The sequence below is a fragment of the Pseudomonas sp. YJ42 genome (assembly GCF_047225135.1).
Taxonomy (GTDB): domain Bacteria; phylum Pseudomonadota; class Gammaproteobacteria; order Pseudomonadales; family Pseudomonadaceae; genus Stutzerimonas; species Stutzerimonas stutzeri_E.
This window is the reverse complement of the sequence record NZ_CP178378.1, coordinates 3,377,162-3,403,298: the sequence shown is the minus strand read 5'-3', so window position 1 is coordinate 3,403,298 and position 26,137 is coordinate 3,377,162. Positions and strand designations below refer to the sequence as shown.

Here is a 26,137-nt window from a genome sequence, read left to right as displayed (position 1 = left end):
CACCGCCGACACCGCTCGGCCGTGCCCGCCACCTGTCCGAGGGGCGCTGCAGCAGGGCGAAAGCCTGTTTTGGATCTCGCAAGCCACGCGGCCTGTTTGTCGCGCCGCGGCAGATCCACATCAGGTTTCACCTGTCAGGCTCGGATGGGGCGTTAACCATACGCATCAACGGCGCCCATTCGCACAAAACGAATGGAGAACTCTTCAATGAGCGCTGTCATGACGCCTGCCGGTTTCAACGACTTCAAGGTCGCCGACATTTCCCTGGCCGCCTGGGGCCGTCGCGAGATCATCATCGCCGAATCGGAAATGCCCGCCCTGATGGGCCTTCGCCACAAATATGCCGGCGAGCAACCGCTCAAAGGCGCGAAAATCCTCGGCTGCATCCACATGACCATCCAGACCGCCGTGCTGATCGAGACGCTGACCGCCCTCGGCGCCGAAGTCCGCTGGTCCAGCTGCAATATTTTCTCGACTCAAGATCAGGCCGCCGCCGCCATAGCCGCTGCCGGCATTCCGGTGTTCGCCTGGAAAGGCGAAACCGAAGAAGAGTACGAGTGGTGCATCGAGCAGACCATCCTCAAGGACGGCCAGCCGTGGGACGCCAACATGATCCTGGACGATGGCGGCGACCTGACCCAGATCCTGCACGATAAGTACCCGCAGGTTCTCGAGGGCGTCCACGGCGTGACCGAGGAAACCACCACAGGCGTGCATCGCCTGCAGGACATGCTGAAGAAAGGCACCCTGAAGATCCCGGCGATCAACGTCAACGACTCGGTCACCAAGAGCAAGAACGACAACAAGTACGGTTGCCGTCACAGCCTCAACGACGCCATCAAACGCGCCACCGACCACCTGCTGTCGGGCAAGCAGGCGCTGGTGATCGGCTACGGCGATGTGGGTAAGGGCTCGGCCCAATCGCTGCGCCAGGAAGGCATGATCGTCAAGGTTTCGGAAGTCGATCCGATCTGCGCCATGCAGGCCTGCATGGACGGCTTCGAGCTGGTTTCCCCGTACAAGGGCGGCCTCAACGACGGCACCGATGCCAGCGTCGACGCGGCTCTGCTGGGCAAGATCGACCTGATCGTCACCACTACTGGCAACGCCAACGTCTGTGACGCCGGCATGCTCAAGGCGCTGAAGAAGCGCGCCGTGGTGTGCAACATCGGCCACTTCGACAACGAGATCGACACCGCCTTCATGCGCAAGAACTGGGCGTGGGAAGAGGTCAAGCCACAGGTGCACAAGATCCACCGCACCGGCCCGGACAGCTTCGACGCACAGAACGACGACTACCTCATCCTGCTGGCCGAAGGCCGTTTGGTGAACCTGGGCAATGCCACCGGTCACCCGAGCCGGATCATGGACGGCTCCTTTGCCAACCAGGTGCTGGCGCAGATCCACTTGTTCAACGAGAAGTTCGCCGATCTGCCGGTTATCGAAAAGACCAAGAACGTCACCGTAATGGTGCTGCCGAAAAAGCTCGACGAGGAAGTCGCGGCGGAAATGGTCAAGGGCTTCGGCGGCGTCATCACCCGCCTGACCCCAAGCCAGGCCGAGTACATCGGCGTGGAAGTCGAAGGCCCGTTCAAGCCGGATAGCTACCGCTACTAATCGAGGCCGCGGCTGCGCCTACTTCCCGACGAGCCTGCTCGTACGGGAGAGGGTGCGGCCGATCGCTCAAAGGAACTGTCATGTCACAACCACGTAGCCACAACTTCAGCTTCGAGTTCTTCCCGACCAAGACCGACGCCGGGCACGAAAAGCTCATAGCCACCGCCAGGCGTCTGGCCGAATACCAGCCAGATTTTTTCTCTTGCACTTATGGTGCAGGCGGCTCGACTCGCGATCGCACCCTGAACACCGTGTTGCAGCTCGACGGTGAAGTGAAGGTGCCCACCGCGCCGCACCTTTCCTGCGTCGGCGACAGCAAGCAGGAACTGCGCGAGCTGCTCAACCTGTACAAGAATGCCGGCATCAAGCGCATCGTCGCCCTGCGCGGCGATCTGCCGTCAGGCATGGGCATGGCCAGCGGCGAGCTGCGCTACGCCAATGAACTGGTGGAGTTCATTCGCAGCGAAACCGGCGACCATTTCCATATCGAGATCGCCGCCTATCCGGAAATGCATCCGCAGGCGCGAAACTTCGAGACCGACTTGGCCAACTTCGTGCGCAAGGCCAAAGCCGGCGCCGACAGCGCCATCACCCAGTATTTCTTCAATGCCGACTGCTACTTCTATTTCGTCGAGCGCGTGCGCAAGCTGGGTGTGGAGACGCCGATCGTTCCAGGTATCATGCCGATCACCAATTACAGCAAGCTGGCGCGGTTCTCCGATGCCTGCGGTGCAGAAATCCCCCGTTGGGTGCGCAAGCAGCTGGAATCGTACGGCGATGACGCCGACAGCATCCACGCCTTCGGCGAGCAGGTGATCAGCGAGATGTGCGAGAAGCTGCTGGCCGGTGGCGCACCGGGCCTGCACTTCTACACTCTGAACCAGGCCGAGCCCAGCTTGGCCATTTGGGACAACCTGAAGCTGACCCGCTGACACATCGATCCAGCTCCCTGCGAAACAGGGAGCTGGTCAATGAACCTGCGAACTGCCACACTGTCCTAGCAATGCGGTGTTAACAAGCTCTGTTATACTCCGCGCTTCCGCCAGGCTTACGCCCGGATGCCAGCATCTTCCAATGCGGCAGGACCGGACGGGATCGCACGCCAGTCGCGATTCGAGCCAGGCATGATCATCCCAGGGCAACGCCCTATACAAGACAGGATTACTCATGTCCTTTGCTTCCCTCGGTCTCTCCGAGGCTTTAGCCGGTGCCGTCGAGGCTGCCGGTTACACCCAGCCTACACCGGTGCAACAGCGGGCTATTCCCGCCGTGTTGCAAGGACGCGACCTGATGGTCGCGGCACAGACGGGAACCGGCAAGACCGGTGGCTTTGCCCTCCCCGTACTCGAAATTCTTTTCCCGGGCGGGCATCCCGATCGCGAACACCGGCACGGCCCACGCCAACCGCGCGTACTGGTGCTGACGCCAACCCGCGAGCTCGCTGCCCAGGTTCACGACAGCTTCAAGGTCTATGCCCGCGATCTGCCGCTCAAAAGCGCGGTGATCTTCGGTGGTGTAGGCATGAACCCACAGGTGCAGGCCCTGGCCAAGGGCGTCGACATACTGGTCGCCTGCCCCGGCCGCCTGCTCGATCTGACCAACCAGAAGGCCATCGATCTTTCTCACGTGGAAATTCTGGTCCTCGACGAAGCCGACCGCATGCTCGACATGGGCTTCATCCATGACGTCAAGAAGGTCCTGGCCAAGCTGCCGACCAAGCGCCAGAACCTGCTGTTCTCGGCGACCTTTTCCAAGGACATCACCGACCTCGCCAGCAAGCTGCTGCACGAGCCGGAAAAGATTCAGGTCACCCCGCCAAACACCACGGTCGAGCGCATCGAACAGCGCGTATTCCGCCTGGCGGCCTCGCACAAGCGTGCTCTGCTGGCCCACCTGATCACTCAGGGCGCCTGGGAGCAGGTGCTGGTGTTCACCCGCACCAAGCACGGCGCCAACCGCCTCGCCGAATACCTCGACAAGCACGGCCTGCCAGCGGTCGCGATTCACGGCAACAAGAGCCAGAACGCGCGCACCAAGGCACTGGCCGACTTCAAGGCCAACCAAGTGCGGATTCTGGTCGCCACCGATATCGCTGCGCGCGGTCTGGATATCGATCAGCTACCCCATGTGGTCAACTTCGAGCTGCCCAACGTTGAGGAAGACTATGTGCACCGCATCGGCCGGACCGGTCGCGCCGGTCGCAGCGGCGAGGCGATCTCCCTGGTGGCGCCCGACGAGGAAAAACTGCTCAAGGGCATCGAGCGGATGACCAAGCAGAAGATTCCAGACGGTGACCTGATGGGCTTCGACGCCAGTACCATCGAGGCGGAAAAACCCGAAGTACGCGAGCCACGTCAACCGCGACCTGCCCGCAACAGCGAGCGCAAGCCGCGCGCTGCCAAGGCAGCGGAATCCAGCGGTGAGCCGAAAGAGCGCGAGCGCAACCGCCGCGGGCGGAACAAGCCGCGCAACGCCAAGGCCGCCACGCCTGGCTCGACGACAGCCGACACGGTCACCGCTCCGGTCAGCCGCCCACCACGCCTGCCCAGCGATCGCGATCCGGAAGTGTTTCTCGATGACGAGCTGGACAATTTCGGTAATCGCGTCGATTACGTCAGTCCTTATCAGAACAAGCAAGGCCGTGGCCGTCGCCCGGGCGCACCCGCACAGCCAGGTACGGGCCAGCCGCGTGCGGCGGCAGGCCCGCGCGGCGCTGGAGCCTCGACAGGCGGTGCCGGCCAGGGTAAAGGCAAACGGCAGGGGCAATCGCGCGGTGGTCAGCCACGCCGCAAGAACGAAGGCCGTCGGATCGACAATGACGGTGGCGCCCGCCAGGACGTCGCGGCCAAGCCGAAGGAAAAGCAGCCCGTCATCATCCACAAGGAGTCGAAGCTCGATCGGCTACCCAGCGCTGAGCAACTGGACCAGCTGCCGACGAAACCCCGCGGCGAGAAGCCAGCCTTGCTGACCCGCAATCGCTGAGCTGAAATGCGCCAATAAAAGCGCCGCCCTTCGGGGCGGCGTTTTTGTTGGTGCGTCTGCATCGCAGGAGTCGTTGTCGCGGCTGGCGCCTCTCGAAGACAATCAGCCTTCGCTGGGGATCGGCTCTGCTTGCATGTCCCAGCCGCCACCCAATGCCTTGAACAGATTGACCTCGCTGATCATCTGTGCCAGGCGATCGGTGATGTATTGCTGCTGCACATCGAACAGTTGGCGCTGGGCATCCAGCAGCGTCAGATAGCTGTCCACGCCGGTTCGGTAGCGGCGTTCCGCCAAACGGAAGTAGTCTTCGCTGGTATCCAGCAGGTCGCGCTGCGCCTGTACCTGACGCGTATAGGTGGCCTGGGCAGCAAGACCATCAGCCACCTCGCGAAAGGCGGTCTGAATAGCCGTCTCGTACTGCGCCACCTGGATGTTGCGGCTGATCTCGGCGTAATCGAGGTTGGCGCGCAATTGGCCAGCATTGAAGATCGGCACGCTGATACTCGGCGAGAAATTCCAGTAACGCGAGCCACCGCCGAACAAGTCAGACAGTTCGCTGCTTGCCGTGCCCGCCGCGCCGGTCAGGCTGATACTCGGGAAAAACGCCGCTCGGGCCGCGCCGATATTCGCATTCGCCGCCCTGAGTTGGCGCTCGGCCTGAATGATGTCCGGGCGCTTATGCAGCAGATCGGACGGCAGACCGATGGGCAACGCTGCTAACTGTTCTCGTTGTAATTCGCCAGGGACCGGCAGGTCGCTGGGGATGTTCTGTCCGAGCAGCAACGTCAGCGCGTTGCGATCCTGCGCCACCTGACGCGTGTACTGTTCGATACGGACCCGCGCGGTATCCACCGCGCTGCGTGCCTGGCTCAAGTCGAGCGCCGAAGCGACACCCACATCGAAGCTATGCTGGGTAAGACCCAAGCTCTGCTCGTAAGTCTTCAAAGTGTCGCGGCTGACCTGCAACAGGGCCTGATCGGCCTGTAACGTCAACCAGGCGTTGGCAACACTGGCGATCAGACTGATCTGCGTGCTGCGCTGCGCTGCTTCGGTGGCGAAATACTCCTGAAGCGCCTGCTCACGCAGACTGCCGAGGCGACCGAACAGATCCAGCTCCCAGGACACCCCGAGCGTCGCGCTGTATTGACTGCTGATCGCACTCTGCCCGGTCTGGTTGAGGTCTCCTGGCGTCCGGGTGCGGCTCCCGGAACCGTCAGCGCTCACGGCTGGTAGCAGGTCGGCTCGCTGGATGCGATAAAGCGCCCGATAGGCATCGACGTTAAGCGCCGCGACACGCAGATCGCGGTTATTTTCCAATGCCACGCCAATCAGTTGCCGCAGTGCCGGGTCGCGGAAGAAGGTTTCCCAGTCCAGAGTCTGTTGCCCCTGAGACGCGCTGAAAGCACCCTCGTAGGCCTCGCCTTCCGGCCAGCTAGCCGCCATAGGAGCATCAGGGCGCTGATACTCGGGAATCAGGGAGCAACCGCTCAGCGCCGCCATCAGTGCCAGGGCCATTACCGACTTGTTCATGGGGTATCTCCCTTAGGTTCTTCAGCGACCTTTTTTCTGCGCCCACTCAGCGAAGACACCAGGACATAAAACAGCGGTACCCAGAATATTGCCAGCAACAGAGCGCTGAGCATGCCGCCGATCACACCAGTGCCGATCGCATGTTTGCTGCCCGCGCCCGCGCCGCTGGAAATCGCAAGCGGAAGCACGCCGAGCATGAACGCCAGCGAGGTCATCACGATAGGCCGCAGACGAATGCGGCAGGCTTCGATCGCCGCCTCGACCAATGTCATGCCCTGCTCGTGCAAGGTCTTGGCGAACTCGACGATCAGGATCGCGTTACGCGCCGACAAGCCAATGGTGGTCAGCAGCCCCACCTGGAAGAAAACGTCATTGGACAACCCACGCCCCATGGTAAAGGCCAGCGCGCCAACGATACCCAGCGGCACGACCAACATGACCGAGAATGGAATTGCCCAACTCTCGTAGAGCGCCGCGAGCGCCAGGAATACCACCAGCAGCGACAGGGCATACAACGCCGGTGCCTGCGAACCGGACAGACGCTCCTCATAAGACTGGCCCGTCCAGGAATAGCCGATGCCGGTAGGTAATTGCTCGGCGATCCGCTCGACCGCCGCCATCGCCTCGCCGGAGCTGTAGCCCGGAGCGGCCGAGCCGAGAATCTCCATCGCCGGCACGCCATTGAAACGCGTCAGCTTGGGCGGCCCATAGGTCCATTTGCCACTGGCAAAGGCGGTGAACGGAACCATCTCGCCGGCATCGTTGCGCACATACCACTTGCCGAGATCCTCGGGGTTCATCCGCGAGGTGGGCTCACCCTGCATATAAACGCGCTTGACGCGCCCGCGGTCGATGAAGTCGTTGACGTAGCTCGAGCCCCAGGCGATCGACAGCGAGTCGTTGATCGCTGCGAGCGAAACCCCATGGGCCCGCGCCTTTTCATCGTCGATGATCAGGTGGTACTGCGGCTCGTCTCGCAGGCCGTTGAAGCGAACCCCGGTGAGCGTCGGATCCTGCCCCGCCAGTTCCATGAACTTATCACGCGCTTGGCTCAGGGCCTCGTGGCCGAGCCCGGCCTGATCCTGCAGATAGACGTCGAAACCAGTGGCATTGCCTAACTCCATCACCGCAGGCGGCGCGAAGGCGAACACCATGGCGTCGCGCAGGCTGAAGAAATAGCCCTGGGCGCGTTGGGCCAGGTCGAATACCCCCTGCCCGGCTTCGGTGCGCTCTTCCCAGGGTTTGAGCATGATGAAAGCCATGCCAGAACTCTGGCCGCGACCGGCGAAGTTGAAGCCGGTAATGGTGAACACCGAACGGACCGTTTCGCTTTCCTCGTTCAGCAAGTAGTCGCGCATCTGCTCGACCACCTCTTGGGTACGGTTGGCGGTCGAACCGGCTGGCGTCTGCACCTGCGCGAACAGCACGCCCTGATCCTCCTCGGGCAGGAAAGCGGTGGGAATGCGGGTAAACATCCAGATCATCACACCCACGATCAACAGATACATCAGCAGGTAGGGCGCCTTGCGCCGGAGCACACCTGCCACACCGCGCTCGTAACCTTGGGTGCCGCGATCGAACGTGCGGTTGAACCAGCCGAAGAAACCGCGCTTGCCTTCGTGATCGCCGTCATGCGGCTTGAGGATGGTAGCGCACAGCGCCGGAGTGAAAATCAGCGCGACCAACACCGACAGCACCATGGCCGAGACGATGGTGATGGAGAACTGGCGGTAGATCACACCGGTGGAGCCGCCGAAGAAGGCCATCGGCAGGAGCACGGCTGAAAGCACCACGCCGATCCCCACCAGGGCGCCCTGGATCTGGCCCATGGATTTGCGCGTCGCCTCCCGGGCCGAGAGCCCTTCCTCGCGCATCACCCGTTCGACGTTCTCTACTACCACGATGGCATCGTCCACCAGCAGACCGATGGCCAGGATCATGGCGAACATGGTGAGCGTGTTGATGCTGTAGCCGAAGGTCAGCAGGATCGCGAAGGTACCGAGAATTACCACCGGCACGGCCAATGTCGGGATCAGCGTCGCCCGCAGATTCTGCAGGAACAGGAACATCACCAGAAAGACCAGCACGAAGGCTTCGAGCAACGTGTGCACCACGCCTTCGATCGAAGCTGAGATCACCGGTGTGGTGTCGTAGGGGTACACCACCTCGACGCCTGGCGGAAAGAAGGGTTCCAGCTTGGATATGGTCTCGCGCACCGCATTGGCGGTGTCCAATGCATTGCCACCTGCCGCAAGGCGAATGCCCAGGCCCGCAGCTGGCTGGCCGTTGTATTCGGCGCGGATTGAATAGCTTTCGGCGCCGAGCTCGACTTTAGCGACGTCGCGCAGGCGTACCTGCGAGCCGTCCGGGTTGACCTTCAACAAGATCTTCTGGAATTGCTCTGGGGTTTCCAGACGGGTCTTGCCAATGATGGTGGCGTTGAGCTGCTGGGTTTTCAGCGCCGGCAAACCGCCAAGCTGACCGGATGACACCTGGACGTTCTGCTCCTGTATCGCCGAGCGGACGTCGACAGCAGTCAGCTGGTACTGCTGCAACTTGGCCGGGTCGAGCCAGATACGCATCGCGTATTGAGCGCCGAATACCTGAAAGTCACCAACGCCCTGCGTCCGGGAAATCGGATCCTGGATGTTGGCGACGATGTAGTTGGCCAGATCGAAGTTGCTCTGCTGGCCGTCCTTGGATACCAGCGCGACCACCATCAGGAAGTTGCGCGCCGACTTGGACACACGGATGCCCTGCTGCTGCACCTGCTGCGGCAGGAGGGGAGTCGCCAGCTGCAGCTTGTTCTGCACTTGGACCTGAGCGATATCGGGGTTGGTCCCTTGCTCGAACGTCACGTTGATGGTCATGCTGCCATCGGAGTTGCTCTCCGATGAGATGTAGCGCAACCCATCGAGGCCATTGAGCTGCTGCTCGATGACCTGGACGACGGTGTCCTGGACGGTCCGCGCCGAAGCGCCCGGGTAGTTGACAGAGATCGCCACATTTGGCGGCGCGATGCTGGGATATTGATTGACCGGCAGATTGAGAATCGCCAGCGTACCGGCAAGCATCAGCACCAGGGCGATAACCCAGGCGAAGATAGGCCGATCGATAAAGAATCTGGACATGGTTGGTTATTCCCCCTGGCCGGCAGCAGGTACACCTGCCGGCCCATCAGCCTGGCCGGCCTGCTGCACGTTGCCGGCCGGGCGCGGATTGACCTCGGCACCGGGGCGGATGAACTGTAGGCCTTCGGTGATGACCCGGTCGCCGGGTTTCAAGCCGTCGCTGACCAGCCAACGATTGCCCACCGCGCGCTCCGTCTTGATCTGGCGCAGCTCAACCTTATTGTCGGGGCCTACCACCAGCGCGGTCGGCTCGCCGCGAGCGTTACGGGTAACGCCCTGCTGCGGCACCAACAAGGCCTGCTGCCGTACCCCAGCCAGCAGCCGTGCGTGGACGAACATGCCCGGCAGCAAGTTCTTGTCCGGATTCGGAAACACGGCGCGCAGCGTGACCGAACCGGTGCCCTCGTCCACAGCCACCTCGGACACTTCGAGCGTACCTTCATGTCCGTACTCGGCGCCGCCCGGCAGGATCAGTCGGGCCTTGGCGACGTTATCTCCGGCCTGCTGCAGCCGGCCACTTTCCAGGTCAGCACGCAACGCGATCAGGTCCTGCACCGGCTGGGTCACATCGACATAGATCGGATCGAACTGCTGGATGGTCGCCAGTTCCTGCGTCTGGCCGTTGCTGACCAGCGCACCCTCGGTCACCGCAGAGCGGCCGATGCGGCCGGAGATGGGAGCAAGTACCTTGGTGTAACGTAGGTCGATTTTTGCCCGTTCGAGTTCGGCCTGCGCCTGCAGCGATGCCGCACGGGCCTCGTCGTAGGCTTGCTGGCTCACCGCCTGCTCTTTGACCAGCAGTCCATAGCGATCAGACAGCGACTTGGCCGAGGCTAGCCGTGCCTCGGCGCTTTTCAGCGTGGCCTCATAAACGGACGGATCGATCTGATAGAGCTGCTGCCCCTGCTTCACCTCACTACCTTCGGTGAACAGGCGCTTCTGAATGATTCCGTTGACCTGCGGCCGAACCTCCGCCACCCGGTACGCAGTGGTGCGGCCCGGCAGTTCAGTAGTCAGAGTGAACGGCTCGGCTTCGAGCGTCACGATACCCACCTGCGGAATCTGCTGCCCAGCGGCTGGCGCCGCCTCTTCTTCCTGGCAACCGCTGAGTAGCGTCGCGGTGGCAAAAAGCGTGATCAGAGCAGCGCCGGCTGACTTGATTGACATCGGAAGCGACCTCATTGAACAGCTAACCCGAGCAGGACAGCTCGGACAGACTCGAATGGCAGAATGCGAGGAATATACTTACATTCACCAATGTCTGTAAACAGACAATCGCGTCTCCAATGCGCTATCGCGCCAATTGGCGCTATCGATTCGGCACATCATGCAAATGCCTGAACCCGGCCGTAGTCACGTTGCAAAAAAGCAGAACGCCGGCTTTGCGCCGGCGTCTGATGGAGCGTTCTTCCGATTACTGCCGGACACCCTCTACCGAGATGATAAGGTCCACTGTCTGGGAGGCTGGGCCCAGGTCCATCTTAATATCGAAATCCTTGAGTTTGAGCGTAGTAGTGCCTTCGAAGCCGGCGCGATAGCCACCCCACGGATCCTTGCCCTCGCCGATGAACTTGGCGGCAATTACCACTGGCTTGGTCACGCCATTGAGCGTCAGGTTGCCAGTGATGTCAGCGGTGCCCTCGCCGGTGGGCTTGACCGATGTCGACTCGAAGGTCGCGCTCGGATGTTCGGACACGTTGAGGAAATCTTCGCTGCGCAAATGCTTGTCACGCTCGGCATGGTTGGTATCGACACTCGCCGTATCCAGACTGACCTTGACCTTGCTGGCCTCAGGCTTGTCGGCGTCGAAACTGAAGCCACCATCGAATTCCTTGAAGCTGCCCCAAAGCCAGCTGTAGCCGAGATGGCTGATCTTGAAATTGACGAAGGCGTGTTGTCCTTTGGTATCGATCACATAATCAGCGGCGGTCGCCTGGCCAGCGAGAATCATCGAGCTCAGGGCAAGTGCGGTGAGGGTTTTTTTCAACATTGGGTCGCTCCTTTCTAAAAATGGTTTAAAGGTGGTCTAACGAGACCTCAGGCATCGGCGCGGCCGAGCATGCGATCAAGCGTCGAATCGCGGTCGATAAAGTGATGTTTCAGTGCCGCCAACGCGTGCAGCCCGGACAGGATCACCAAAGCCCAGGCGAGGTACTGGTGCACCAGGCCGGCCACGTCCTCCTGGTTAGGAATCGAGGTGACCAGCGCCGGGACCTCGAACCAGCCGAACACCTCGATCCCGCGGCCGTCTGCGGTGGAGATCAGGTAACCGGAGATCATTACTGCGAACAGGCCGAGATACAGGAGGCCATGCCCCACCTTGGTCGCTCGGTGCACCAGCGAGGAATGGCCAGGCACCGGGCCCGGCCCCCGACTGCTGAGCCGCCAGATGACTCTGAAGATCATCAGCGCCAGCAGCACGAGGCCAACGCTTTTATGGATATCAGGGGCGGTGCGATACCAGTTGCTGTAGTAGTTCAGACCGACCATCCAGTAACCCAGCGCAAACAAGCCGAACACCGCCGCCGCCATAAGCCAATGCATGACGATGCTCACCAGTCCGTAGTTATTGGGCGAATTGCGCCATTGCATGGTTGCGTCTCGATAGAAGAACAGGAGGATTAGCCTAACGGCTTATAGATCGAAATGAATCGCATTTTTTCGTTTCAAATTATCGGGCAAGCAGATAGATGCTCCGAGTCAGAGCCATCGTCCGGTTTCTGCTAGGCTGCGTCGACGCCAATGCCAAGGAGCCAAGATGAACCTGAACGACAGCTGGATGCAGCGTGACCTTTCCGTACTTTGGCATCCATGCACTCAGATGAAAGATCACGAACAGCTTCCGCTTATCCCTATACGGCGTGGCGAAGGCGTCTGGCTCGAGGATTTCGATGGCAAACGCTACCTGGATGCGGTCAGTTCCTGGTGGGTCAATGTGTTTGGCCATGCCAATCCGCGCATCAATCAACGCATCAAGGACCAGCTCGACCAGCTCGAACACGTGATGCTCGCCGGCTTCAGTCATCAGCCGGTGGTCGAGCTATCTGAGCGTCTGGTGCAGATCACACCGGCCGGGCTCGACCGGGTGTTCTATACCGACAACGGCTCGACCGGCATCGAGGTCGCGCTAAAGATGAGCTTCCACTACTGGCGCAACAGTGGGCAGCCGAACAAGCAGCGTTTCGTCACCCTGACCAACAGCTATCACGGCGAAACCGTGGCGGCCATGTCGGTGGGCGATGTGGCACTTTTTACCGACACCTATAAGCCGCTGCTGCTAGATACCTTCAAGGTCCCCAGCCCGGACTGCTATCTGCGTCCCGACGGCATGGGCTGGGAAGAACACTCGCGCGACATGTTCGCCCATATGGAGCGGACCCTGGCTGAGCACCATGCGCAGATCGCTGCGGTCATCGTCGAGCCGCTCATTCAGGGCGCTGGCGGCATGCGCATGTATCACCCGATCTACCTCAAGCTGCTGCGCGACGCGTGCAATCGCTACGATGTACACCTGATCCACGACGAAATCGCCGTCGGCTTCGGCCGAACCGGAACCATGTTCGCTTGCGAGCAGGCGGGCATCACGCCTGATTTCCTCTGCCTGTCCAAGGCGCTCACCGGTGGCTACCTGCCCATGGCCGCGGTACTGACGACCGACAAGCTGTATCAGGCGTTCTACGACGACTACTCGACCTTGCGCGCTTTTCTCCATTCGCACACCTATACCGGCAATCCATTGGCCTGTGCCGCAGCGCTGGCAACCTTGGATATTTTCGAGCAGGACGGCGTCATCGAGGCCAACAAGGCGCTGGCCGCGAGAATGGCGTCCGCTACGGCCCACCTCCAAGACCATCCGAACGTCTCTGAAGTACGCCAGACCGGCATGGCAGTCGCCGTCGAGATGGTGCAGGACAAGGCCACCAAAGCTCCCTATCCCTGGCAGGAGCGGCGCGGGCTCAAGGTCTATCAACACGCCCTGCAACGCGGCGCACTGCTACGTCCGCTGGGCAGCGTGGTGTATTTCCTGCCGCCCTATACCATCACCGAGGAGCAGATCGACTTCCTCGCCGAAGTGGCCACCGAGGGTATCGATATCGCAACACGCACGACCGTCAGCGTTCCCGTGTCACCGGGTGCACCCAAGGAGTTTCGCGATCCGGGTTAGCTAGGGTACGGCGCGGGCTTCTGAGCCCGCGGCGAACGCTATAGACTGCCGCCTCGACTTCCGACCGTAGCTTTCCCGATGCGCATATCCCGCTTTTTCATCGACGCACCACTCTCGCTTGGCACGCAGGATCTGCCAGAAGCCTCAGCGCATTACATCAGCCGGGTCTTGCGGCTATCAACCGGCGCGGTGGTGCAGCTGTTCGATGGCAGCGGTCAGGAATACCGGGGCGAACTGGTCGAGGTAGGCAAGAAGCATGTGAAGGTCGAACTGCGCGAGCAATTGGCTGGCCTGTCCGAATCGGCGTTAAAGATCCATCTCGGCCAAGGTCTGTCGCGCGGCGAACGAATGGACTGGGCCATTCAGAAGGCGACGGAGCTCGGTGCCACGGAGATCACGCCGATCGTCAGCGAGCGCTGCGAAGTTCGCCTGAAAGACGAAAGGGCCGACAAACGCCTGGCCCATTGGCGTCAGATCGCCATTAGCGCCTGCGAACAGTGCGGCCGCTCGGTTATCCCGGCCATCCACCCGCCGATGTCATTGCAGGAGTGGCTTGCCGTGGAGGCGGATCTGAAGCTGGTTTTGCATCCGCTGGCCGAACCGCTAACGACCCATCAGCGTCCCGCTACGCTGGCATTTCTGATCGGCCCCGAAGGAGGGCTGAATGATGCCGAGATCGAACAGGCCCGTAGTGCCGGGTTTCAACCGGCCCGCTTTGGGCCGCGAGTGTTACGCACTGAGACCGCGCCGGTGGTGGCATTGGGCGTTGCGCAGCAGCTATGGGGCGACTTCCAGACTGACGTCTGAGAGTGCTCGCATCGATAGCCATTTACCAACGATCGCTTGATCAACGGTCCCCGTGTGGGCCCGTCAGACCAGGCCGGCATCCGCCAGCTTTTGCTCCAGCGCGACCAAGTCCGGAATTCGCGCCTGCACGTCGCCCAGGTTGACCGCGTCCAGCTCCAGGGGCGCCAGCGCCACGTCTGAACGCGCCAGGCTCGAATCAACCTTCACCGAGCGAGGAATGCCCTGCACCAGCAAGGCGATGAATTTCACATGATCGCGCCCTCCGACGGCATTGAGCACCGCAACTCGTGCCTGGGCACCCACTTCGGGCTGGCCATCGGAGGCCGCCTCGAATGACAGCAGCGGCAAGTTCAGGTCCCGCCAGGAAACCTGACCGAGAAACCAGGACGGAGTGCCCTGCGCGGATTGGGGGGCGCGGTAAGGAATCAGCTCGGCGACGGCTACGTTGGGCAGCAGCAGCGTACGGTCGGCCAATGGCACCAGCAGCCCAGTGATGCTGGCGGAAGTGTCCTGGGTACTAACGGATTGACTCATGGGTTATCCAGTTGCAAAACCGCAACGGGCTGGTTGGCCTGTTGCGCAAAATGATTGACCAGGGCTTGGGCCAGTTCGCGTGGATCGCCGCTGAAGGAGCTATAGCCGCCTTCGCGTAGGCTGTCCGGCATGCTCGAACAAACGCAAGAGTCGGCACGCTGGGTCCAGACTCTGCCGCCCTGACGCAACACATAGGCGGCCGCAGCGTTGCCATCGCTGCCCATACCGCTGAAGGCAATGACCCCACAGCGGCTGCCGAACTGCTGCGCCAGATTAAGCATCATCTGATCGATGGAAGGACTGTAGGGCTCGGGCCAGCCACGTTCGTGGAACAACATGGCGCCGTCCTTGCCGAAGCTCATTTCCTGGCTGATAGGTGCCACCACGACTTCACCGCAGCGAATGGAGTCATTTTCCCGGCTCTGATTGACGTTCCATTGGCTGTGTCGCCCCACTACCTGGGACAATGCTGACTCGAAGCTGGCTTCGATGTGCTGAGCGTAGACAAAACCAAGCGGCAACCCACTCGGCAATGCGTCGAGAAAGGCCTTCACCGCCTCCGGGCCGCCCAGCGAAGCCGCCAGCAACCAGACCTCGCGCGCCGGTTCACCGGCGCGCGAATCGGCATTTGCCAGCGCACCGGGCAGCTCCAGGCGCGCGGGGCGTTCCGCCTGCCCGCGCAGCACTTCCAGACATGGACCCACGACCCGGGATGGATCGCCGACCAATCGCTTCAGCTTGCCAAACAAGCGCCGCTCCCAGCGCGGATAGTGTTCGGAATGACGTTCCGGCGCGTGTCCCTCGCCGAACAATACCGGGCAACTGTCTCGTTCGAGCAGCGCATTGACCAATGGCGAATCTTCCGTCTGGGCCAGATCAACAAGCCATAGATCGGCGTCGACCGCCATCAGGTCCGCTTCCTGTAACCGCGCTGGATCGCTGTTGAGCACCACTTTGTAGCCATTGGCGCTCAACGCCTGCTGCAGCACATGACGTTGCAATGAGGTATCGGCGATCACGCCGATGCGGGCCGCAGCGACCTCAGTCATGGCGCTTGACCAACTGCTGAATGGTCTCGAGCAGCAGCGATTCCTGATACGGTTTGCCGAGGTACTGATTCACACCGATGGCCATTGCTCGATCCCTGTGCTTCTCGCCAGTTCGCGAGGTGATCATGATGATCGGCAGATCCTTCAGATGGTCATCATGACGCACCAGGGTCGCCACTTCGAAACCATCCATGCGCGGCATTTCGATGTCCAGCAGCATGATGTCCGGCTTGCGTTCCTGCAGTTGGGTGATCGCGTCGACACCGTCCTTGGCCGTCAATACATTCATGCCGTTACGCTCGAGTAGGCGGCTGGTGACCTTGCGCACGGTGACCGAGTCGTCCACCACCATGACCAGGGTCGGCCGATCGACCTCTATCTCAACCGGCTCGTCTTCGCCGAGCAAACGCAACGGCTGCTGCTGCGTGAGTAGATGCGCATGCAATACACGAATGGTCGCGAGGAGGTCGAGAATCACCACCACGCGGCCGTCACCCAGGATGGTCGCACCAGAAATCCCCGGCACCGTGGCAAACTGCGGACCCAAGCTCTTCACCACGATCTCGCGGGAACCGGCGAGACTATCGACCTGTACCGCCACACTGTGCTCGTTCGAGCGCACCAGGATCACCGGTAACGGCAAGCTCTGACCTACCAGCTTGGGCCGTTGGCCGTTGTTGAGCAGTTCGCCGAGATAGCGCAGTTCGTATGTCTGTCCCGCATACTCGAAACGCGAAGCACCTGGCTGGTAATAGGCCTCCAGTTCGTAAGGCGATACCCGCACGATACCTTCGATGGTATTCAGCGGGATCGCGTAGAGATCCTCGCCTGAGTAAACCATCAACGCCCGGTTGACAGACACGGTAAACGGCAGGCGGATCAGGAAGCGCGTACCGCTGCCAAGCGTCGATTCGATGCTCATGGAGCCGCCGAGCTGCTTGACCTCAGAATGCACCACATCCATGCCGACACCGCGACCGGATATCTGGGTCACCTTCTCGGCAGTGGAGAAACCCGCCTCGAGGATAAACTGCAGGACCTCATGATCCGACAGATCGCTGCCAGCCAGCATCAGTCCGCGCTCGATCGCCTTGCGACGAACGGCTTCGAGATTGATGCCCGCTCCGTCATCGCTCAATGCCAGAACGATATCCCCGCCTTCGCGGCTCAGATCCAGGCGAATGTTGCCGTGTTCGGGCTTGCCCGCCGCCACCCGCTTGGCGGCGACTTCGATACCGTGATCCACAGCGTTGCGAAGCATGTGTTCCAACGGGGCGACGATACGCTCGAGCACACTGCGGTCCATCTCCCCCGTTGCATTGCCTACGTGGAACTCGACCTGCTTGCCCAGCTCTCCCGCCACCTGGCGAACGATCCGGCGCAAGCGCGGCACGAGCCGGTCGAAGGGAACCATGCGCGTGCGCATGAGGCCTTCCTGAAGCTCTGTGTTGACCCGTGCCTGCTGTAGCAGCAGGGTTTCGGCGTCACGATTACGTGCAGCCAGGGTTTCCTTCAGATCCAACAAGTCGGAGGCCGACTCGAACAGTGCACGGGAAAGCTGTTGGAGCTGCGAATGGCGGTCCATTTCCAGTGGATCGAAATCGTCGTATCCGGCACGTTCTGCTTCAGCCTGATAGCGGCTGAGAATCTGCGCCTGGGTTTCGGTATCCAACCGCCGCAACTGGTCACGTACCCGCTCGATGGTGGCTTCCATCTCTCCCAACGTGAAGCCGACGTCGCTGACCTGCTGCTCGACCCGCCCCCGGAAAATCGAGGTTTCGCCCGCTAGGTTGACCAACCCTTCCAGGAGCTCGGCTGGCACCTTCACCAGTTCCTGCGGTGCACGACGAGAGGCAGCATCCAGTGCAGCCTGCTCAGCACGACGGATGAACGGCAGGACCTTAGCAGGCGTATTGCCGCTCGGCGCCTGAACACTGGCGGCCACGATAGGTGTTTCAAGCACGATGACAGAAGACTCGGGAGGATCGCCCTGTCGAATGTCCTGCGCCTGCTCGGCGGAAAAGGATTCAGTCTCGCTCACCAAACGCGAGCGCATCGCTTCGACTTCCTTGAGCAAGGCGTCATAGCCGCCCTGAACATCCAGGAACAGGCTGTCCTCCCAAGGACCGCCCTGCAGCTGCTTTTCGCTTAAGCGCTGTTCGAGGTCATGCGCCATATCGCCCAGGCGATTTTGCCCCGCCAGCCGCGCGCCCCCTTTCAACGTGTGCAGCACACGCATCATGTCGACCAGAGGAGCTGTGCTGTCGCGCGTGGCTTCCCAGCGCCCCAGTGCGGCGTCCATCTCTTCCAGCAGGTCATCCGCCTCTTCGACGAAAATGTCCAGAATCTCCGCTTCGGCGGCGTCCTGGGCAGCGTCTTGGGCCGCCTTCAAGGCAACGCTACTGGGCATACTCAGTTGCTCTTCGGGATTCGATCGAAACCGTCGAATGGTCGCAATCAGATCCTGCCCACTCGGCAGCTCGCGGTTGGCGCGTACCGCGTCGAGCATTGCCGCAAGCCGGTCATGACAAGTCTGCAGCAGCGTGAAGAGCGTCGGACTAGATCGGTAGTTACCAGCGCACAGCCCCTCATATAGATACTCAAGCTCATGTGCCAGATCGCCGATCTCACGAATATCCGCCATCCGCGCACCGCCTTTGAGGGTGTGCAGATCCCGCTGTAGCGCTTCGATTTCAAAACTATTGCCGACATCCTCCATCCAGCGCTGTAGCGATGCGCTGGCGCGCTCGATGATGTCGAAACCTTCCTCCAGAAAGATTTCGACCAATTCGGGATCGCGATGCTCGAAACTGTCGGTTTCAGCCCTGGCGGGTTCCGTCATCGGCGCCGGTGCCGGCACCTCGAATGGTTCGGGCTCCTCAACCTCGGCATCTGCCGCGAACGGCAGATCATCCTCGCCAGGCGTTTCCGGCTCGACGGGCAAAGCGCCGTTCGATACCGGCACGTCTTCGACTTGGCCGATATCCTCATCGGTGGGCGCTGCCGCGTCAGCCTCGGCCTGGTCCGCGTCGATATCCGTGGCGAGCATCGGCTGATCAAGCCGGCCCTCCAGCGCTGACGAGTCAGGCGCATCGGCTAAGGGCTCCACCTCCTGTGCATCGTCAATAGCTAGCGTTTCATCGGATCTGGAAACACCACTTTCAAATGTTGGCGTGACGCCTTGCCGGTAGGCCTTGATGTGCTCGATGAGCTTCGTGGCAGCATCCATTGGCTTGTGCGCCTGGAGCTGTTCCAACTGCACTGCAAGCTGGTCGTGGCTGCGTAACAGCAGCTTTGCGAGATCGTCGGTATGCACATAGCGGCCATCCGAAAGCCCTTCATAAAGGGTTTCGAGTTCGTGCGCCAAATCGCCGATCGGCCGAATTTCGGCCATCCGCGCACCGCCCTTGAGCGTATGCAGGTCACGCAGCAGGGCCGAGAGTGCTAGTTGGTTGGCTGGATCTCCCAGCCAACGCTCCAGGGCTCCACCGGCGCTTTCAAGCAGGTCGACGGCTTCGTCGAGAAAAATCTCGACCATTTCCTCATCCAGCTCATCCTGCTCCGAGCGGGATTCGGTTGGCCAGGCTTCGGCTTCGGCTTCGGCTTCGGCTTCGGCTTCGGCTTCGGCTTCGGCTTCGGCTTCGGCTTCGGCTTCGGCTTCGGCGATAGGGTCCTCGACGAGCCCATCAATCGCAACAGTCGGAATAGAGGGTTCCGGTTGTGTATCGTCGGACGGCAGCTCGTATGCGTGCGGATCGATCGCCTCGGCCAAGAGTTCTTCGAGACGGGCCACCAGTTCGGGTTGGCCGGTCACCTGTAGACCAGCCGCAACCTGATCCATCATCCCGACCAACGCCTCGTGACCTTGCTCGGCATCATCGAAGAAACGTGCACTGACCGCGAGACGGCCGTCCTGCACAACCGCATAGAGGTTGAGCAGCACCTGGCACAGGGCATCGATCTGCGGCAGATCGGCCATTTGCGCGCCGAGCCCGAGCGTCGTCAGTTCTTCCAGCAACGCGGTCAGCTCCTGGCGCTCGGCCGGGTGCTCGCGCCAGCTTCGCAGAAGATCTTCAGCGTCCAGCAGGATGTTCATGCCTTCCGAGAGAAATAGCGCAATCATGCCGGGATCGCGCGGCTCGCCCGCTTCGTTATCGCCACGTTCGCTGGCGTCCGCTAGCCGAGCCTGATGCAGCGCATGGACTTGCGCGATGAACTCATCGGCCCCTTCGATGGGTGCCAACGGGTCGTGCTCGAGATTGACTAATCCACAGCGCAGCAGTTGCTCTGCGGCATGTAGAAGCTCTGCCTCGGCCAGATCCAGCGGTATCAGATTGGCTTTGAACTCCTTGACCATTTTCTCTAGCGGAGTGGCTATCTCCGCAACCGGCAGAATTCCGGCCATGTGCGCACTGCCCTTGAGCGTGTGCAGCGCCCGCTGCAAGGCATCGGTCACCGGTTGCGGAAGGCGTTGCGCGCAATCGGCAAGAAAATCGACCAGCGTAGTGAGATGCGATTCTGCCTCGTTGCGGAAGATCTCCAGCAATTGGGGGTCAAGGACATCTTCAACAACTGACTCCTGCACCGGCTCATCCAGTGCAACGCCACCTTGTGGATCCGGATCGGTTGGCTGCCCTTTGGCCAAGGCATGGGCGTTGGCAGCCAAACGATCGACGTCGTCACGCTGACGTTGCGCCTTGGCCGCAAATTCCTCGACCAGCTCTGGCATCAGCGCGACCACATCGGTCACCAGCTTTTTGACCGGTTCGCTCGCATCGATGCTACGGTCGAGAACACGGTTGAGCAGATTTTCAACGGACCAGGCAAGTTCGCCGATGATCAGCGCGCGAACCATGCGGCCGCTGCCCTTGAGCGTATGGAAAGCTCGCCGCACTTCGCCGAGCGCGTCCTTGTTCGCGGCGTCGGCGCACCACCGTGGCAGATACTCGCCGATGGTTTCGAGGACCTCGGCCGCTTCCTCAATGAAAACCTCGAGCAGGTCCTCGTCGACCGGCTCCTCGCTTTCAGGTGGTGGCAGCAGCGTAGGAGGAACATGTTGTGCTGGGGGGTTGATCGACACGACAGGTGCCGCCATGACGTCTTCCATGCTCATCGCCGGCTCGGCAACAACCGGTTGCTCCATCAGCTCCGGCAGCACCACCTCTGGCATATCGAGTTCGGCCATGTCGGCTTCGCTCCATGCCACAGTGTCACCGAGCGAATCATCGATGGGCTGCGTGTCAGGCTCCACCAGTTGATCGTCTGGTTCGGTGACGCCGGTCTGCGAAAATACGGATTCCGCTAGATTGAGGGTCTCGCCCGGCCAGTCTGGCTTTTCAGATTCGGCAACCTCGTCGGCATGGACGTCTCCGCCCTCAGGACTCCAATCGATAGTCAAATCGGTCTCGACCGTTGTCAGCTCAGCAGCCGAAGCGTCATCGGACTGGACGGCGACGGGCTGCTCTGGCTGCTCTGGCTGCACGTCATTCAGGAACTCGGGAGCCGGTTCGGGCAGCAACACCTCGATTTCGTCCAGCGGATCGGACAGCTCGAGGCCCGCTTCAGGAGCGATCGGATCATGCTCATCCGTCGACGGCTGGTCACGCAGCGGGTAGCCCAGGGCCTGCAAACTTTCTTCGGCAACATCAAGAATCAGATCGCCCTGCGAGCCGCAGTCTTCGCTGAGCCGCTCGAGGTAGTACTCAACGCTGGTGATAGCATCGGCCAGAGTATCCAGGCTCTGCCAGTCGGGGATGGCCTGCCTGGCTAGGAGCTGCTCCTGAATGTAGCGATTGCAGGCATCCAGCAACGCCGCCGCGCGAGCAAGCGGAATCATTGCCAACCCACCACGCGACTGGGTCAGAAGCTCCGGTACGCGCGCCAGATGTTGATGATTCCACTGGGAGGCGATGAATTCGATGATCGCGTCCTTGGCCTGTTCGAGCCCCGTACGCGCTTCGCGGATAACCAGGCGGTGAATCTGCGCAACATCGGTAGTCGGGAGGTGGCTCTCTTCTCCTCGTTCGTCAGACGTTCCGCCAACCATGCCAGCCAATGTCGCCTCGACATATAGCAACGCACCCGCCACGTCCATCAGCGCCGCATCGTCGGGCTGCTGTTGCCCTTGCGCCAACGCTTCGACCACACCGATCTGATCGAGAATGATCCGGCGTGGCTGACCGAACCCCAATACTGCAAGCGTATCGGCGATCTGCTTGAGCGGAGGCTGCAGTGCCCCCAGCTCGGCCAGGGCCACACGGTCACTGCGTACGAATAGATCCAGGCTGTCCTTGACCCGAACCAATTCCTCGCACAACGCTGCCACCACCGAACGCATCGCGCCGCGATCCGGACCCGCCAGCTGAGCACGCTCTTCATCAACCAGCGTACTGTCGGGCAGCGCATCGTCCAGGCTGTACTCAGCCTTCAACGCCTTGATGCGTGGCGACTCCGTGGGCGCCTTGGCGATGTAAAAGAGCAGATTCTTGGTCAGTTCGTCAGGTGCCGGCTGGTTGATTCCGTCGGCGCCCTGCGCAACAAGCCGCTTGAGCTCCTTGTCAACCTGTCGCAGCAGGTTCCGGACCGTGGTGCCGTTGGCGACGGCCCCACTGGCGAGCCCCTCGACGACGCCCGATGCGATCTGCCACAACGCACCCAGCGGTGCATCTCGGCAGAGCATTTCCAGGCGCGCGAAGACCCGTGCCATATAACCCAGATTGGTGGGCAGATCCTGGTTGCGGATGACACCGACCAGCGCGACCTGCAGCATCTGCCGTAGCTTGCGAAGCAGCCCCGGAAGGTCTTCGGTTTGCCGCTGGGCCAGAAACTCCTCAGACAAAGCCGGCGCCCGAGCGGACATGTTGGGTGAAAACAGGCTGGTTTCCGATAGCAGTTTCTCACCGCGCGCGGCACGCAGATCATTGAGCAGCGGCAGTACGACCATTGGCAGATCGCGACGAGCGCTCTGAATGCGATCCAGATAGACCGGCATTTGCAGAATCGCCTGCATGAGCACTTCAAGCGCTTCGGTTTGACTGGCGACGCGCTCGTCAAGCAGCGCACGGGCGAGCTGCTCCATTTCTTCGGCAAGCAGTGCAGCACCATAAAACTCGACCATCTGCAGGGTGCCATGCACCTGATGCACGTAGGTCAGACAGAAGCGCATCCGCGTCGAGTCCTGCGGGTTTTCGACGAACGCTTCCAAGGCCTGCCGCGCCTGCTTCAGCGTTTCGGCAATTTCGCCTTTCACCCACTCCAGGGCGACATAATCGTGCCGATCACCCATAGCGACTCCGCTCATAAACTTTTCCGGGTAAAGGCCAGAACCTGACTATCGGCTACCGGCACCAGTTCCGGATGCTGCCAGCCAATCACCTCGCCCGCGCCGATAACCAACAACCCCCCCGGCGCTAGGCGCTCGACCAGGCGATTGAGGATTTCGCGGCGGCGCCAGCGACGGAAGTAAATCAACAGGTTCTGACAAAAAATGACGTCCATATCGGACATTGGCGCACCAGCCAGCTCCAGCACGTTGAGTCTGGCAAAGCACACGCGCGCAGCCAGGCTGGGTATTACTTGGAATCGCTCATCAGGCATTGCCTGGAAATATCGTTCGCGCAGGTCGGGATCCAACTGATCGAGCCGACGACGACTGTAAAGGCCATCTCGAGATCGGCCCAGAGCGCTCAGGCTGATATCCGTACCGATCACCCCGTATTGCGCCTCGCCCGCCGTGCCCTTTAACGCCTCGGCAGCACAGATCGCCAGCGAATAGGTTTCTTCACCGCTTGCACACCCCACGCTCCACAGCGACCAGGGCAGCGCAGCATCGCGCGATTCCTGACGCTGCTGTATGTAAGCAGCAAGCATCGAAAACGAAGGCGGATGACGGAAGAAGCGGGTTTCCTGCACCGTCAGGCGGTCCATCAAGGTGGACCATTCGACCGCGCCTCGTGGGCCATCGGTAACCTGCTGGTAATAGCTGGCATAATCAGCCACACCAACTTCGCGCATGCGGCTGCTCAGGTTGGCCTGCAGAAACGTCCTCCGCTGTTCGGTCACTACGAGGCCGGAGCGCTCTTCGAGCAAGGCCTGCCAATCACGAAACTCGGCTGATGACATATCAGCCAAGGGTCTCAGTGACCAGTCAACGCTTGGCTGCATATCCTGCCCCTTACTCATGAACTTTCACAGCAGCCGTGACCGGCCGCCGTGCTATCAGTCAGGCCTGATCCTGCGTTTCCGGCAAGGTGAAGCCGGATACCGAATGACGCATTTCGTTGGCCATCTTCGCAAGGTTACCGATGCTCTTCGCGGTCGCAGTGGTACCCGAAGAGGTCTGCGAGGTAATTTCCTGAATGACATTCATGGTGTTGGAAATGTGACCAGCTGACGAAGCCTGCTGACGCGCCGCGTTGGAGATGTTCTGAATCAGAGCCGCAAGGCTCTTGGATACCTTCTCGATTTCCTCCAGGGCGACACCCGCGTCTTGGGCCAGACGCGCACCTCGTACCACTTCGGAAGTGGTCTGTTCCATTGAGATAACCGCTTCGTTGGTGTCGGTCTGAATGGTCTTGACCAGCGCTTCGATCTGCTTGGTCGCCGCAGACGAACGCTCGGCAAGGCGCTGTACTTCGTCCGCAACCACAGCAAAGCCTCGACCCGCATCGCCGGCCATGGATGCCTGAATCGCTGCGTTCAAGGCAAGGATGTTGGTTTGGTCGGCAATGTCGTTAATCAGGCTAACGATGTCACCGATCTCCTGGGACGATTCGCCCAGGCGCTTGATCCGCTTGGACGTGTCCTGAATCTGCTCACGGATGTTATCCATGCCGGTAATGGTGTTATGAACGACCTCGTTGCCTTTGTTGGCAATGGCTACGGAGCGTTCCGCCACCGCAGACGATTCAGCGGCGTTGGCCGATACCTGGTCAATCGAAACCGCCATTTCATTGATCGCCGCGGAAGCCCCAGCAATTTCCTGGGCCTGATGCTCGGAAGCTTCGGCCAGGTGCATCGCGGTCGCCTGAGTCTCCTGGGCCGCGCCTGACACTTGAACGGCAGTCTGGTTGATCGTTTCGACCAGATCGCGCAACTGGTCGATGGAGTAGTTGATGGAGTCTGCGATGGCACCGGTGAAGTCTTCGGTAACCGTGGCGGCCACGGTCAAGTCACCATCGGCCAGGTCACCGATTTCGTCGAGCAAGCGGAGAATCGCCGTTTGGTTACGTTCGTTCTTTTCGGCCGTTTCACTCAGACGACGACGTGTTTCTTGAACCATCACCAGACCGATCAGCAGGATAGAGGCCAGGGCCAGCGCACCCAGAACATAGCCAGCCAGGGCATTGATGTATCGGGCATCGGCACGACCTTGAAGACCTTGGGTCAGCGCAGAGGTCTTGTCGAGCAGAGTCTGCGAAACTTCGAAGATGCTGTTCGACGATTCACGCACCTGGAACAGCTCCGGCGAGGTTTCGAGAATCTCATCCACAGAACCGGAAACGAACTGAAACAACTCGGAGATCGCAGCCAGACGATCCAGCGCCTCGGCATCGTCAACGCGGGAAATGCCCATGGCTTCGTTGCCTTCGAGCATCGCGCTGAGCACGCGCCCAAACAGGCTCGCATCACGACCGAACATGTCAGCGGCCTGCACCGAGTCCTGGTCACCGGACAGCACCTTGTTCACCGAGCCCAGAATACGTTCCGCGAGCAGCGACTGGCGCTGAGCAACGGACACCTGGGCAGCCGGGGCGCCACTTTCCAAAAGAATATCGACGACTTCTTCGTACTCGACCTGCAGTTGCGGAATGGTTTCGGCGAGGGTCGTGGCGACCTGATGCAGGGAAAGAACCGTCTGCTCGCTGGCGAGGATCGCATCCGTGTTCTGCCGTAGCGTGTCCCAGTCCTGCTGCACCGCAGCGACTTCGGCCTGCAGCGATTGCGGAACCGCTGGCAGCCCTATGCGATCGTCTCCTTCGGAGAGGTAGGTCCAGCGCTCGCTAAAGTCGTTGCGTGCGTCTTTCAACGAGCCGAATGCGTCCGGCGTACCCGCAGCCGCTTCTACCGCGTTCTTCGCGATGCGCTGAGACAGAACTCGCAGCTCACCTGCGTGTCCAATGTACTCATTGTCATAGTCCGCCTGGGTATTGATGTACGCAAAGTTCACGAACAACAGCACCATCGACACGATGAGAAGGATAAACAGCCCGGCGATCAGCGTATTGCTACGTATCCCTGCCAGCAAAGCATTTGCGTTCATTTTTTTCATTTTTCCGGCCCCCGCCTGGACCACCCGTACGTTTCCTTCCAAGAACCAAAAG

15 protein-coding genes and 1 riboswitch are annotated in these 26,137 nt (G+C 60.9%); of the genes, 5 read left to right on the top strand and 10 right to left on the bottom strand.

Translation table 11 applies throughout. The features are described from left to right. Positions 1–32: 32 nt before the first annotated feature. Positions 33–184, top strand: a riboswitch (S-adenosyl-L-homocysteine riboswitch). Between the two features lie 23 nt (positions 185–207). From ahcY to ACL0K2_RS15635, 3 genes are all read left to right on the top strand, one after another. Then, a complete protein-coding gene (gene ahcY / locus ACL0K2_RS15645; protein ID WP_045163975.1) occupies positions 208–1,617 on the top strand; it encodes an adenosylhomocysteinase in 1,410 nt (469 codons plus the stop codon). A gap of 80 nt (positions 1,618–1,697) precedes the next feature. Continuing rightward, the gene (gene metF, locus ACL0K2_RS15640) at positions 1,698–2,549 is read left to right on the top strand and encodes a methylenetetrahydrofolate reductase [NAD(P)H] (protein ID WP_045163976.1); all 852 of its coding nucleotides are present in this window, start codon (positions 1,698–1,700) and stop codon (positions 2,547–2,549) included. Positions 2,550–2,784: 235 nt separating this feature from the next. Then, a complete protein-coding gene (locus tag ACL0K2_RS15635; protein WP_045163977.1) occupies positions 2,785–4,599 on the top strand; it encodes a DEAD/DEAH box helicase in 1,815 nt (604 codons plus the stop codon). A gap of 102 nt (positions 4,600–4,701) precedes the next feature. Here the strand turns inward: ACL0K2_RS15635 and adeC are convergent, their stop codons facing one another. The 5 genes from adeC to ACL0K2_RS15610 form a co-directional block, all read right to left on the bottom strand. Further along, positions 4,702–6,129: an AdeC/AdeK/OprM family multidrug efflux complex outer membrane factor gene (adeC, locus tag ACL0K2_RS15630; RefSeq protein WP_413042981.1), complete on the bottom strand. Its 1,428-nt coding sequence runs from the start codon at positions 6,127–6,129 to the stop codon at positions 4,702–4,704. Then, the gene (locus tag ACL0K2_RS15625; RefSeq protein ID WP_413042980.1) at positions 6,126–9,260 is read right to left on the bottom strand and encodes an efflux RND transporter permease subunit; all 3,135 of its coding nucleotides are present in this window, start codon (positions 9,258–9,260) and stop codon (positions 6,126–6,128) included. Before ACL0K2_RS15625 ends, adeC begins: the two co-directional genes overlap by 4 nt. 6 nt (positions 9,261–9,266) lie before the next feature. Then, entirely contained in the window at positions 9,267–10,427 is a 1,161-nt protein-coding gene (locus ACL0K2_RS15620) for an efflux RND transporter periplasmic adaptor subunit (RefSeq protein WP_045163980.1), read from the bottom strand. 247 nt (positions 10,428–10,674) lie between these two features. Then, on the bottom strand, positions 10,675–11,250 hold the full coding sequence (locus tag ACL0K2_RS15615; protein WP_045163981.1) for a YceI family protein: 576 nt from the start codon (positions 11,248–11,250) through the stop codon (positions 10,675–10,677). Positions 11,251–11,297: 47 nt separating this feature from the next. Further along, positions 11,298–11,852, bottom strand: coding sequence for a cytochrome b (locus ACL0K2_RS15610; RefSeq protein WP_239611228.1), 555 nt, complete (start codon positions 11,850–11,852; stop codon positions 11,298–11,300). Between the two features lie 166 nt (positions 11,853–12,018). Here ACL0K2_RS15610 and ACL0K2_RS15605 point away from each other — a divergent pair, with 166 nt between their 5' ends. Continuing rightward, positions 12,019–13,425: an adenosylmethionine--8-amino-7-oxononanoate transaminase gene (locus tag ACL0K2_RS15605; protein ID WP_239611229.1), complete on the top strand. Its 1,407-nt coding sequence runs from the start codon at positions 12,019–12,021 to the stop codon at positions 13,423–13,425. Positions 13,426–13,503: 78 nt separating this feature from the next. Beyond that, a complete protein-coding gene (locus ACL0K2_RS15600) occupies positions 13,504–14,232 on the top strand; it encodes a 16S rRNA (uracil(1498)-N(3))-methyltransferase (protein WP_413042979.1) in 729 nt (242 codons plus the stop codon). Positions 14,233–14,295: 63 nt separating this feature from the next. On the opposite strand, the gene ACL0K2_RS15595 is transcribed toward ACL0K2_RS15600, so the two are convergent. Genes ACL0K2_RS15595 through ACL0K2_RS15575 form a run of 5 tightly spaced genes read right to left on the bottom strand, consistent with a single transcriptional unit; the run spans position 14,296 to position 26,085 of the window. Then, positions 14,296–14,766: a chemotaxis protein CheW gene (locus ACL0K2_RS15595; RefSeq protein WP_413042978.1), complete on the bottom strand. Its 471-nt coding sequence runs from the start codon at positions 14,764–14,766 to the stop codon at positions 14,296–14,298. Continuing rightward, the gene (locus ACL0K2_RS15590; protein ID WP_413042977.1) at positions 14,763–15,815 is read right to left on the bottom strand and encodes a chemotaxis protein CheB; all 1,053 of its coding nucleotides are present in this window, start codon (positions 15,813–15,815) and stop codon (positions 14,763–14,765) included. The genes ACL0K2_RS15595 and ACL0K2_RS15590 overlap by 4 nt, the downstream gene beginning before the upstream one ends. After that, entirely contained in the window at positions 15,808–23,100 is a 7,293-nt protein-coding gene (locus ACL0K2_RS15585; RefSeq protein ID WP_413044480.1) for an Hpt domain-containing protein, read from the bottom strand. Before ACL0K2_RS15585 ends, ACL0K2_RS15590 begins: the two co-directional genes overlap by 8 nt. 11 nt (positions 23,101–23,111) lie before the next feature. Then, on the bottom strand, positions 23,112–23,978 hold the full coding sequence (locus ACL0K2_RS15580) for a CheR family methyltransferase (RefSeq protein ID WP_239611232.1): 867 nt from the start codon (positions 23,976–23,978) through the stop codon (positions 23,112–23,114). A 58-nt stretch (positions 23,979–24,036) separates the two neighbouring features. Beyond that, on the bottom strand, positions 24,037–26,085 hold the full coding sequence (locus ACL0K2_RS15575; protein ID WP_045163989.1) for a methyl-accepting chemotaxis protein: 2,049 nt from the start codon (positions 26,083–26,085) through the stop codon (positions 24,037–24,039). Positions 26,086–26,137: the final 52 nt, after the last annotated feature.